The sequence below is a fragment of the Flavobacterium gillisiae genome, assembly GCF_900107635.1.
GTDB classification, from domain to species: Bacteria; Bacteroidota; Bacteroidia; order Flavobacteriales; family Flavobacteriaceae; genus Flavobacterium; species Flavobacterium gillisiae.
This window is the reverse complement of the sequence record NZ_FNRD01000003.1, coordinates 1-12,838: the sequence shown is the minus strand read 5'-3', so window position 1 is coordinate 12,838 and position 12,838 is coordinate 1. Positions and strand designations below refer to the sequence as shown.

General features: G+C 37.4%; 9 protein-coding genes. 4 read left to right on the top strand and 5 right to left on the bottom strand.

The genetic code is table 11. The annotated features are described in order from the left end of the window. The first annotated feature begins 70 nt into the window (after window positions 1-70). A complete protein-coding gene (locus BLV35_RS05280) occupies window positions 71-1,159 on the top strand; it encodes a Fic family protein (protein ID WP_091085870.1) in 1,089 nt (362 codons plus the stop codon). A 714-nt stretch (window positions 1,160-1,873) separates the two neighbouring features. Here the strand turns inward: BLV35_RS05280 and BLV35_RS05275 are convergent. Then, window positions 1,874-2,134 carry a helix-turn-helix domain-containing protein gene (locus tag BLV35_RS05275; RefSeq protein ID WP_245712017.1) on the bottom strand — a complete coding sequence of 87 codons (261 nt, stop codon included), beginning with the start codon at window positions 2,132-2,134 and terminating at the stop codon, window positions 1,874-1,876. Window positions 2,135-3,004: 870 nt separating this feature from the next. On the opposite strand from BLV35_RS05275, the gene BLV35_RS05270 reads away from it, so the two are divergent. From BLV35_RS05270 to BLV35_RS05260, 3 genes are read left to right on the top strand one after another with little or no spacing between them, the layout of a single operon-like run. After that, window positions 3,005-6,046 (top strand): SusC/RagA family TonB-linked outer membrane protein, encoded by a 3,042-nt coding sequence (locus BLV35_RS05270; protein WP_091085868.1) that lies wholly within the window; start codon window positions 3,005-3,007, stop codon window positions 6,044-6,046. A gap of 12 nt (window positions 6,047-6,058) precedes the next feature. Beyond that, the gene (locus tag BLV35_RS05265) at window positions 6,059-7,489 is read left to right on the top strand and encodes a RagB/SusD family nutrient uptake outer membrane protein (protein WP_245712016.1); all 1,431 of its coding nucleotides are present in this window, start codon (window positions 6,059-6,061) and stop codon (window positions 7,487-7,489) included. Between the two features lie 9 nt (window positions 7,490-7,498). Beyond that, complete coding sequence (locus BLV35_RS05260; protein ID WP_091085862.1) at window positions 7,499-10,153, top strand: S9 family peptidase; 2,655 nt, start codon at window positions 7,499-7,501, stop codon at window positions 10,151-10,153. Window positions 10,154-10,249: 96 nt separating this feature from the next. Here BLV35_RS05260 and BLV35_RS19725 read toward each other — a convergent pair whose 3' ends face one another. The 4 genes from BLV35_RS19725 to BLV35_RS05240 form a co-directional block, all read right to left on the bottom strand. Further along, a complete protein-coding gene (locus BLV35_RS19725) occupies window positions 10,250-10,519 on the bottom strand; it encodes a DUF6520 family protein (protein WP_091085859.1) in 270 nt (89 codons plus the stop codon). 93 nt (window positions 10,520-10,612) lie between these two features. After that, the gene (locus BLV35_RS05250) at window positions 10,613-11,425 is read right to left on the bottom strand and encodes a hypothetical protein (RefSeq protein WP_091085855.1); all 813 of its coding nucleotides are present in this window, start codon (window positions 11,423-11,425) and stop codon (window positions 10,613-10,615) included. Beyond that, window positions 11,415-12,125: a MauE/DoxX family redox-associated membrane protein gene (locus BLV35_RS05245; RefSeq protein ID WP_176980578.1), complete on the bottom strand. Its 711-nt coding sequence runs from the start codon at window positions 12,123-12,125 to the stop codon at window positions 11,415-11,417. Before BLV35_RS05245 ends, BLV35_RS05250 begins: the two co-directional genes overlap by 11 nt. 99 nt (window positions 12,126-12,224) lie before the next feature. After that, window positions 12,225-12,838: helix-turn-helix domain-containing protein (locus BLV35_RS05240; RefSeq protein WP_143031838.1), on the bottom strand; the 614-nt coding region annotated here is incomplete at its 5' end.

Genomic DNA, 12,838 nt, shown 5'->3' with positions numbered 1-12,838 from the left:
AGAGATAATCACTGCATATTTTTTATTTACGGTAAAGAAGTTTTATATTTACCGCAAAAATGCGGTAAATATGTATATTCATAAAAAAAATGATTGGCCAAAATTTACTTGGGATGCAGATGTGATTACGCCCCTGCTAGGAACCGTAAGGCACAGGCAAGGCAAAATACTTGGAGTGATGCAAGGACTTGGATTTCGATTGCAAGAGGAGACTGTGCTTAAAACATTGACTTTGGACGTACTAAAGTCGAGCGAAATTGAAGGAGAACAATTGAATCCAGAACAGGTTCGTTCTTCAATTGCAAGGCGTTTAGGTATTGAAATAGCCGGCGCTGTTCCTGCGGAACGCAATGTTGAAGGTGTTGTAGAAATGCTGTTGGACGCTACACAACGATATGATGAACCTTTAAGTGAAGATCGTTTGTATGGATGGCATGCCGCTCTTTTTCCGACCGGGCGAAGTGGAATGTATAAAATAAAAACTGAAGCTTGGCGAGACGCTGCCATGCAGGTTACTTCTGGTCCAATGGGAAAAGAAACTATACATTTTGAAGCACCAAGCGCGGATAAAGTACCGACAGAAATGAATGCTTTTTTAGATTGGTTTAGTTCAAAACAAGATATTGATCCTGTATTGAAGGCCGCTTTTGCCCATTTGTGGTTTGTTACGATACATCCATTTGAAGATGGTAACGGCCGCATCACAAGAGCTATAACTGATATGCAACTGGGTCGTGCCGACCAAAGTAAAAAACGATTTTATTCGATGTCGGCTCAAATTCAAGCTGAACGTGATACGTATTATGCTATATTGGAAAGTACACAAAAAGGTGATTTGGATATTACTGACTGGTTGGAATGGTTTCTTGATTGTTTGTTGCGTTCTATGGCACAGACCGATGAAACTATTGCTGCAATCTTAAAGCGTACTCAATTCTGGGAATTTCACCGTACTACCAATTTTAATTCCCGCCAACAAAAAATGCTTCAATTGCTTCTTGATGATTTTTTTGGCAAGCTTACTGTTTCTAAATATGCCAAGATCACTAAAGTTTCTACTGATACTTCTCTTAGAGATATTCAAGATTTAATGGGTAAAGGTATTATTGAGCAAGAAGGGAGCGGTAGGAGTACATCGTATAAGTTGATTACTATTTAACCGTTTCTTCTTTGATATTTTAATTATTTTGGAAGATTATACATTCGCATTACTACAGTAATTGTGTTTTGTAGCTAAATTGTCAGTTTTGATCCTGTAATGTTCGGTTTCGAATAAAAGATACTGGTTCGAGGTGGGAAGACCTAGAAGAGCTGGCTCCTTTATAGAATGATTTAGCGATTCTTTTTTTAAATTTATTTTAGGACGAGACAATCTTTGTGGGCACAGAATACAATTCTGCGCTAACTAATGTGTGCAAATCCGGGCGATCGGGTTACAGCATTCCATTTTTCAATAGTGTCCTTATGAAGACTTCGAGGAGCGGGCAATCTTTGTGGGCACAGAATGCATTCTGCGCTAACGAACTGAGCGATAACTAACATATCCGAGCGATCGGGTTTCGTGCGGTAGCGGGGGAAATTATCTATTTCTTCTTTGTTCTCCAGCTCTCATTCATATGCCTGTGTTTTAAAAACACATTGACTTTTATTCCTATAAAAATACCAAGTAAATAAATCACAATTACCCCTATTATTTCATGCCATTCCATTTAGACTATTGATTTGATTAAGTATCAAACCTATAATTTTATTGAGATAGCCGCAAATAGTATAGTGTGCGATTCGCGAATTGAATACTATAGTTTATGTCTTTTTCATAAAAAAAGATGCCTAAGCATCTTTTTTTATTTTCATGGTTTTGTACGTTTAAATATCAAAAATTAAACAGCTCTTTAATAGTGATATTTAGTCCTTTGGAAATCATCAATAAGGTTTCAAATTTAGGGTTAGTTTCACCTCTCTCTATTTCTCCAATCGTTTTTTTTGTGACATTGGCTATTAAACCTAATTCTTCTTGAGAAATAGGTTTTTTGTTAATTGGGTTTATAACTTTTTGTCGAAGCTCTTGAATCCTAGTTCCTAAAGCATTCTTTTCTAATGTGAAATTATCATTATTCATAGAAGTAAATTTCATTTTTTAAAAAGAAAATAAAGGACACTTGTAGGTTACTTATTAAAAATAATTTATTATATTTGTCACTAATAAATTATATTTGCGTTTCTTCATATAGAAAATATTTGAAGCATTCGCTTAGAATTTCGTCTTAGAAAACTGGTAATTTTAAAAGGAACGAAATAATAAGTATGATGCTCACGTCCCATGGCGTGGGCTCACTTATTGTTCCTAGGTATACCAGTACCTCTAAGGCAGTAAGCTGAGTTCCATGCCATTTTTTATTGGTACAAACCCAGCTGCCATTCTTAGCAAATCTTCCTTCTTATTTAAAGTCTCGCAAACAAATTATTTGTTGAATTAGTTAGTTTGGAAATGCACTGCTTGCGTCGGGCTGCAACTGCCAACGGCAGTGTACTTTCCTTTTAAAAAAAACTTTAAAACCCAGCTGCCTATGCAATAAAAACACAATAAGAATAGCAATATCAATAACAATTTTAATAGTGATGTCAATAATAGAAAATAGACAACAATGGCCAGATTGCAGAGTGTAGTGATCAGATAATAGATAATCAATAACATACAAAAATTGCAAAGATGAAATACTACAAACAAATACAAATTGCATTAATAGTGGCTTTAATAGCAATAATATGCCTTTGGTTATATGGTTGCAATTGTTTTTAAAGATTTAAAAACCGCTACAGCTTATTTAGTATTAATAACAACTCATAACCTATAACTCATCACTCTAAAAAACGCCTATGATCAAATAAAAAAACAAAACCCTTCGTGGCACACACATAAAAAAAGGCCCTCTCACCGTCTGGACAACTGTATAGAGGACCTATAGCTAACAAAAACATTATTTATATTAACTAAACCAATATTATGAAAAATATTTCATTAAACAAGGGTAGGCGGGTATGGTATTTTACTATTTGCTGCTGCCTTTATTTCACTGTTTCTTTTGCTGAGGTAAGTAAGAAGGAAGATAGTGGAGATCCCTCCTTCGTCGGGATGACAAGCCAACAACAACAAATTACGGGAACTGTAACGGATAAGGGAAATCCTTTACCTGGAGTTACTGTACATTTAAAAAGGAATAATACGACAGTCCTTACTGATTTTGATGGACAATACTCCATAAATGCTTTGCCTACAGATGTGCTGGTGTTTTCCTTTATAGGATACAAAACGATTGCTGTCGCTGTCAATAATCAAACAATACTTAATATCCAGTTGCAAGAAACTGCTACTAACTTGCAGGAAGTGAAAGTTAATGCGGGTTATTATAGTGTAAAAGAAAGTGAACGTACTGGAAGTATTGCTAGAATTACGGCGGCGGCTATTGAAACGCAACCAGTCACAAATGTACTTGCTGTAATGCAAGGAAGGATGGCTGGTGTAAATGTAACACAGACTAGTGGCGTTCCTGGTGGCGGTTTTGATATTCAGATACGAGGGCAAAATAGCCTGCGAACTCAGGGGAATGCTCCTTTGTATGTAATAGATGGCGTTCCGTATTCATCGGAAAGCATTGGTTACAACCAAACTTCGGTGGGTACGCCTTCTACAACAAGCCCGTTAAATAGTATTGATCCTGCATCTATTGAAAGTATTGAAGTTCTTAAGGATGCTGATGCAACGGCAATTTATGGCTCAAGAGGAGCGAATGGCGTAGTGCTTATTACCACTAAAAAAGGGAAGGAAGGCAAAACAACTGTAACGATCAATAGCTCGACAGGGAAGGGGAGTGCCACAAAATTCATTGACTTGATGAACACCAAGCAGTATTTGGCCATGCGTAGGCAGGCTTTTACCAACGATGGAATTACTCCCTATCCCTATGATGCGTATGATGTCGATGGTACCTGGGATCAAAATAGAAACACCAACTGGCAGAAAGAGTTGCTTGGAGGCACGGCGCTAATTACTGGTATTCAAGCCACTGTTTCAGGTGGATCTTCCTTAACGCAGTTTTTGTTGAGTGGGAATTACCGTAATGAAACCACCGTATTTGCGGGTGATTTCAGGTATAAAAAAGGAGGGTTGCATTTTAGTATGAATCATCAGTCTGAGGACAAAAAGTTAAAAGTTAGTTTTTCAGCGGGGTATATCTCACAGAATAATATCCAGCCTGGATTTGATTTGACACGAATTGCAGCGACAATCTCACCAAATGCTCCAGCACTTTATGATGCCGAGGGTAATTTGAATTGGGAAAATGGTACTTTCCAAAATCCGTTGAGTAATCTGGATATACAATTTAAGTCAGTTACCGCTGACCTTGTTGGTAATGGTGTTTTATCCTATGAATTTTTTCCTGGTTTTCAGATGAAATCTAGCTTTGGGTTTACTGATTTGAGAAATGATGAAACACGAGCGGTACCCTCAACAATATATAATCCAGCCTATGGCATAGGTCCAGAATATTCATCGTTGTTTACTAATGATACCGCGCGACACTCTTGGATTATAGAACCACAGCTCCAATGGCATAAAGATTTTGGCACTGATAAATTGGAAGTTTTGGTGGGAAGCACCATGCAAAATCAAAAATCAGATGTGTTGTACCAAGCTGGTTTTGGATTTTCTAGTAATAGCCTTATCCATGACTTTTCCTCTTCGACATACAAAGCAGTGTATAACAGTAGCGAAACGTTGTATAAGTATCTTGCATTTTTTGCAAGGGTTAATTATAATATAAACAGTCGTTATATTCTTAATGTGACTGGTAGGAGGGATGGTTCCAGCCGCTTCGGGCCCGAGAATAGCTTTGCCAATTTTGGGGCTGTAGGTGCTGCTTGGGTTTTCTCAGATGAACCTCTTATAAAAGATAAAGTATCGGTTTTAAGCTTTGGAAAATTAAGAACTAGTTATGGTATTACCGGTAACGACCAGATAGGAGACTATCAATTCTTAGATACTTATTCCTCTTCAGGAACTAATTATCATGGGATTATCGGTTTACAGCCCACGAGACTGTATAACCCCAATTTTGGCTGGGAGAAAAACAAAAAATTGGAGGTAGCTCTTGAAATAGGATTGCTTAAAGACCGCATTTTCTTTACTGCGGCGGGGTATCAGAACCTTTCTTCCAATCAGCTTGTTGGAATTCCGTTGCCGGGAACAACTGGTTTTGCCTCATTGAATGCTAATTTGAATGCAACTGTTGAGAACAAAGGGTATGAATTTACCTTGCGCACACAAAACATTCAGGATTCTCATTTTAGTTGGATAACCAACTTTAATATTTCGACTTCTCGTAATAAACTCTTGTCATTTCCTGATTTGTCTACTTCGTCTTATTCGGAAACCTATGTGATTGGTCACTCATTAAATATTCAGAAGGCCTATCATTTTACAGGCTTGAATCCGCAAACGGGTGTTTATGAGTTTGAGGATGTGAATGGTGATGGTGTTATTTCGGCACCGGATGATAAACAGACCGTGCTTGATTTTAGCCCGAGGTATTTTGGTGGGCTCCAAAACCAATTTAGTTATTACGGTTGGCAGCTTGATTTTCTTTTTCAATTTGTCAAACAGCAGAATTGGGATTATGCCGCAGGATATGCTGGGGGCATGTATAACCAGCCTGCAGCGATTGCCAATAGCTGGCAACAGTCTGGCGACACGACCGCCTTTCAGCAATTTACAAGTGGTACAAATGGTGAAATAGTGCAAGCGTATTCTAATTATACCTTAAGTGATGCTGGCGTAGTTGATGCTTCTTATATCCGTTTGAAAAATATTGCTTTATCCTATGCTCTTCCACAGCACTGGAGTAAAAGTGTTCACTGTAAGATATCGCTACAGGGACAAAATATTTTGACTTTCACGAACTATAAAAATGGGGATCCTGAATTTAGAAACCCAGGTTATTTACCTCCTCTTAAGACCTATAACCTAGGTGTGCAGCTTACTTTTTAACTTAAAATAACCATGATGAAAACTATAAACTATCAATCCAATACAAGGCATTATTGTGCTTGTTTGTTCGCCAATAAAAGGCCGTTTCTTTACTTGTTATTCCTTAGTATGACCCTTTTTTCCTGTACCGATTTTGTAGAAGTTGGTCTTCCTGATTCACAGCTTACAGGTGTAAAAGTGTTTGAGGATAAAAACACTGCAAATGCTGCTTTGGCTGATGTCTATGCTAAACTTAGGGATAGTGGAATACTGACGGGAAGTACGATGGGTATTTCAAGCCGATTAGGGCTTTATGCTGATGAACTTACTTTTTACGGAGGGTCGACTAATTCGGAATCGAATTTCTACAACAACACGCTGCTTGCCGCTAATAGCGATATATCCAATGTATGGAATGTGAGCTACAATCAGATTTATGCGGTAAATGCCATTATTGAAGGAGTTCAGAAGTCAGTTGCCTTAGGAGTTGCAGATAAAAGTCAATTGATTGGAGAGGCAAAATTTATAAGGGCATTGGTACACTTTTATCTGGCAAATCTCTATGGGGATATTCCCTATATAACAGTGACAGATTACCAAGTGAACCGATTGGTAGGCAGAATGCCTGTGTCGCAGGTTTATGATCAGATTATTTCAGATCTAAATGATGCTTCCACTCTTTTACCAGAAGAGTATCGTACCGCAGATCGTACACTTCCTAATAGAAGTACCGCCAACGCATTATTGGCAAGGGTATTTCTCTATAATCGCTCTTGGGCGGAAGCCTCTAATAGTGCTTCGGCTGTATTAAATAGCTCTCTTTATGTATGGGAAACCGATTTAGATAAGATATTCCTAAAAGAAAGTACGACGACGATCTGGCAATTTATACCTAAGGTTGAGGGAGCGAATACAGATGAGGGAAGTACGTTTCTTTTTAGCAGTGGACCTCCTCCTTTTGTGGCTCTTAGTAATGCGCTGGTAAGTGCATTTTCTTCTGGAGACCAACGCAAAATTCACTGGATTGGCACCATTACATCAGGGACGAATGTATGGCATTACGCTAATAAATACAAAGAAATGGGTTTCACAGGATCATCCGTTGAATATTCGATTGTTTTTCGCCTAGCCGAGCAGTACCTAATTAGAGCAGAAGCCCGTGCTCATCAAGGTGATTTGATTGGCGCTAAAGAAGATCTAAATAAAATCAGAAATACAGCGGGATTAGACGATACTGAAGCCATTACCTCAGAAGAAATTATTACAGCGGTTTTAGCGGAAAGAAGGTTGGAATTTTTTACCGAACAGGGGCAACGTTTTTTTGATTTGAAGAGAACGGCACAACTTGACGCGACATTATCGGGTGTTAAGGTAGGCTGGAACAGCACCGATATTTTATGGCCATTGCCATCAACTGAACTGATTGCTAATCCTAATTTGAGACCGCAAAATGCGGGCTATTAATCTACGTTTATGAAAAAGCAAAATACGATATATCGATATAAGAGAAAGTTTTTTATTTTGAATTGGTTATTTTTGTCTGTTTCCTGCCTTCTAAGTGGGCAGGTCCAGATGAAAAAAAATCTTAAGGAAGCAGATTATCATCTATGGAATACGCTAGCTGTTGATCAACTTTCAGCTGATGGTAAATGGGTCAGTTACAGTTTAGAGTATCCAGGGATTTCTGACACCCTGTTTGTTAAAAACAAAGCTAAAAAAACGACCTACGTAATTCCGTCCGGTTACCGAGGTAATTTTACGGAGAAGCAATGGTTTGCCTGCTTATCTTCAGATGGGGCGCTTCATCTAATTAATCTAAAAAATGGAAATAAGGAAGTAATGCCTAATGTGAGCAGTTATGCTTTTTTAGCAAACGGCTCCTACTTCGCGTTCATTAAAAAGGAAAAGGACCAGACAAGTTCGCTTGTCATACGAAATCTTGAAAAAACTACTACCGATACTTTTACGGGTGTTGATCAGTTCAGTGTGAGCCATAAAGCCGACAAACTGGTTTTTAACTATAAAGATAAAAGCAAAAGCATTGTTAAAATGTTGTCTTTCGAAAAAGGCTATACTAATACAATAATTGCGGCGGCTCAGTGTTCCGGTTTTTATAATTTGGTTTGGCAGCAAAAGGATGAAAGTATCGCTTTTCTTAAAGAACGCTCTGACTCCAATGGTATTAAAAATGAAATCCTATTTTACAGCGTGAAAAATGATTCGCTGTATTCTTTTATTCCTGAAAAGGAAAAGGATTTTCCTGCATCGATGGGAATTGTTAATCATGATATAATGGAGCTGACTATTTCCGATGATGGCAGCAAGGTATTTTTTGGTATAAAAAAACAGTCTTACATCAATCTGCCTGAGACTACTGATAAAGTACAAGTTTGGAATGGAAATGATAAATTTCTTTATCCTTTAGCACAGCAGCTTGAGGGTAATGAAAAAACAGCAAAGATTGCCGTCTGGTTTCCAAAGAAAAAAATATACCGTCAGATTAGCACTAATGAATTGCCATGGATTATGCTAACCTCAAAACAGAACTATGCGATAACGGCCAATCCAGCTGCATACGAACCGCAATATAAGATGTATGGTGACATGGACTATTATATTACTAATATAGCCACTGGAGAAAGCACTCCATGGCTGAGAAAGCAATCTGGTGACGTGGCACAGATGGGTCTATCTAGTAATGAAAAATACATTTGTTATTACAGAGACAAAAATTGGTGGGTATATGATATTGCAAAATCGACCTCCAGCAATCTCACCAAAGGCATGCCAATGGAATGGGATAACGAGTCTCTTGATCCAGGCAATGACATTACTTCTTTTGGAAACCCCGGCTGGACGTTAGATAATGAGTTAATTGTATATGACCAATTTGATATTTGGATCATCAATCCTGAAAGTGGCTTAAAAAGAAGAATAACGAAGGGACGGGAAAAGAATATCAGTTTCCGCTTATCTAAAATTTCAAGTGCGGAAGGTTCGTTACTATATAATGGACGGAACAGTCTCACTTATGATCTAACAAAACAGTTGGTATTGACCGCAACAGGTACTGTAGATGGTTTCAAGGGATACTTTCTCTGGAGCACTAAAACTGCAGAGAAATTATTGGCTTATGGTAGTGGCGCTTTTGACCAGTTATCTAAGGCATCAAGCAGTGAAACATATGTTTGTCGCCAAATGGCCTTTGATAAATCTCCAAGTCTCATCATACTTTCTGCTCCAGATTTTGATAAGCAAACTTTTCTGGAGACGAATGTCCAGCAGAAAAATTATTATTGGGGGACTTCACGAATGATCCATTATTCAAATAGTATAGGACAATCATTGAACGGTGCCTTATTTTATCCAGCAAATTATGATCCCATGCAAAAATACCCGATGGTTGTCTATCCTTATGAAAAACAATCTCGGGACCTTTTTCAGTATGAAAATCCGTCTATGCTCAATATGGGAGGTTTTAACGTGACCAATTTTACGACTAGGGGGTATTTTGTTTTACTACCGGATATTATTCATGTTAAGGGGGACACTGGAATATCAGCCTTAGATTGTGTAGTAGCAGCAACCCAGAAGGTTATTGATATGGGGATCATTGATAAAGATAAAATTGGATTGACGGGGCATTCCTTTGGTGGATATGAAACTAATTTTATCATTACTCAGACGGATATTTTTGCTGCTGCTGTTTCTGGAGCAGGAGTTTCCGATATGGTAAGTTGGTACCTGACCATGGGTAACTTCAAGAGTAAACCTGATATGTGGCGCTCTGAAACCCAGCAATGGCGAATGGGGAAATCATTTTATGATGATCAACAAGCCTATTATCGTAATTCTCCCATCGTGCATGCGTCGAATATTCAAACACCAGTATTGTTATGGTCAGGAAAATTGGATTTTCAAGTAGATTGGCATCAGAATATGGAGTTTTATTTAGCATTACGTCGTTTAGGGAAGAAGAACATTATGTTACTTTATCCTGATGAAGGGCACGCCATTTTTGGTTTGGATAATCAGATCGATATTACTAATAAGACTCAAGACTGGTTTGATTATTACTTGAAAGACAAAAAGGCTATTGAATGGATTAATAAGGGCGTTGCTGATTAATTTGCGATATCCATCTTATTAATCATTAGATGAAAAAATGCAGTTCCCGAACTATTCAGGAACTGCATCATCTGATTTACTTAATTAAAATCAAATCTACGGTCTGTACAACGTTACCGCACAACCGGGTCCAGCTGCATCCTTACCAAAAACCTGAGGGCCTGAGGTAATGTTTGTCTGACAGACGAAACTGCCAGATTGATTGCATTGGATAGAAGGCTGACAGGGCATAGCGCTATGAATATAGCCTGGCACTAAAGCCGTTGAAGATTTCAACGAATGACTGGCATTCGTACTAACGGCACCTGCACTGGCAAGCACAAAGGCTGCTACAGGCATCAACATTTTTACAATTGTTGTTTTCATGATATTAAATATTAGAATTTAAAAAAATAATGATCTACTCTTTTTTACAGGTTTTCGATCGCACCCCTGATACTGGCCGGTATATTTTTGAGGTCATTTATCTGCTTCTTTGGTTCTTATAGTAGTACTGCTGTTAATAATGGCTTTACCTAAGTGATATTTGTGAAGATTTTGACCGATGATCACATATAAATTGTTTCCTGTAACCATAAATGTTTTCATCTTTTCATTTCCAATATTATAAATGTAAAAGCTTGTCTGATAGCTGTTTTGACTGATATCATAAACATCAACAACAGCTGCTTCTTTCCACATGGTTTCGGATTCATATTTTCCTCTAAGGGCAGAATTTACAAAGAGTAAATTTCCATCTAAAGCAGTCGAGGCGTTCACTATATATGGAGTTCCTCCCAGTTTACGATCTCCTGATTTGTTGTTATACATAATTTTTAAGTGCGCCTTTTTAGTAGTGTCGATGGTATTGCCGCGGTAATTCAGTTGTAGAGCATCATTTGTTACGATAAATTGGTTTCTATATCTGTAGACGTAAACCATTTTTTTTAATTGATTGCTATATTGTAAGGTTCCATCTGTATCGAAGAAACCATCAATTTGCTTCTCTAGAAGGGTAGGGGCATAACTTGTCAATACAGTGTCCCCCAATTTAAATACACCAAGGATATTTTCTCCTGTTTTTTGTTGCTGTGCACGAAATAGGATCGTGTTGGAATTGATTGGTTCTGCTTTTGAAAAGTAGCTGTATCCCTTTTGTAAAGGGTATGCTTTCCAATCAGAGGTTCTCCCCTTGAAAATGATTGGAACCGTTCCGTCGAGTACATAGAAATAAGGAGGCAGTACTTTGATCTGTACGGAACGAAAAGGGAAATTATCGTCGCTAATACGCAAAGTGATTGTTTTGCCGTATATTAGAATCGATAACACTAATTTGCAAAGGAGCGGTGTAATTAGCAAGATAGATTTTGTCTGAAGTAGCTCCAGCGAAATAATAGCCGCTATATTTTAAATCTATTTCTCCAGTCTTAGTTGCAGCAGCATGAGGGAAGCGACGGATAAAACTATTTTTATGTTGGATCATTTCTTCGGACATCAAAAAGAGTACTGCAACGACTGCTACACTAAGAAGAGCACATCCTCCCAATCTGATTAGGATGTTTTTTGTGGGTGCTTTTGTTTTTGTTAACGCAATGCTTGTTGCTGCCAATAAAACAAAAATAAGATTGAAAATCAAATGCTGTTTCCAAGTCATTTTTTCTAGTATTCCACCACAGGAGCAAGGGATAAATGAGCTGTAGTTTAAAATGATAAAGATATAAGTGGAGAACATTACCATCAGACTAAAGGCACTGTATAATCCTATTAGCCGAAACCGTGGTATTGCGATTAGGACAGCAATTAAAACTTCTACCAATATGACCCCAATGGAAACATAATCAGCAAATGCGCTTAATAATGGAGATAATCCTAATTGAGCCTGAAAATTTTGAAAATCAAGTGTTTTGCTTACTGCGGCATAAACAAAAAGCAGTATGAATAAATAGTTGATGGTGCTTTTTAATTTCTCTCTATTTGTAGCTGTTAGTTTCATTTTACTATTTTTTAGTAGTGTAAAATTGTAAATAAAAAACATATAACATTATGCAAATCAGGAATTTCGTTATTCAAATAATGAAATTGTGCAAAAGTATTAGGGTTGAAGATCTTCTTCAGGTCTTGAAAGATCACTTGGTTTGTAGCCAAATCTTTTTTTGAAGGCTTTATAGAAATTAAGATAGCCCTTAAAGCCATTCAGATATGCTATTTCTTTTAAAGAAACAGATGTTTGCCGGATCATTAGATTTGCTCTTTTCAAGCGTTCCTCTTGATAAAAGTTATAGACACTGGTTTTAAAAAAAGTTCTAAAACCATTTTTTAATATATGTTCTTCAACAACAAACATTTGAGTCAAGAAATGTAAAGTGGGTAATGGTTCATCTAGATGACTTAAAATATAATCATGTAAATTTTGCACCGCAGTAACTTCATTTTGTCTACGGATTTTTGAACCAGAGAGACGTTCGTTAATGATACGCATGTCTTCAAGTAGGGTTGATACTGAACTTACAATTATTTCATCGCTATATAATAATCGTGATATTGTGCAAAATGACGGCAGTAGGTGATTATCACCAGTAATGAAAATTAATTGCAAAGTAGTATTGTAATTGGAGTTTTTATTTAATTCATCAAGAATACCGTTCCAAATATCTTTCGATTGCTGGGCAATTAATTTAGCAAAGTCGGTATTGATAATTGTATCCG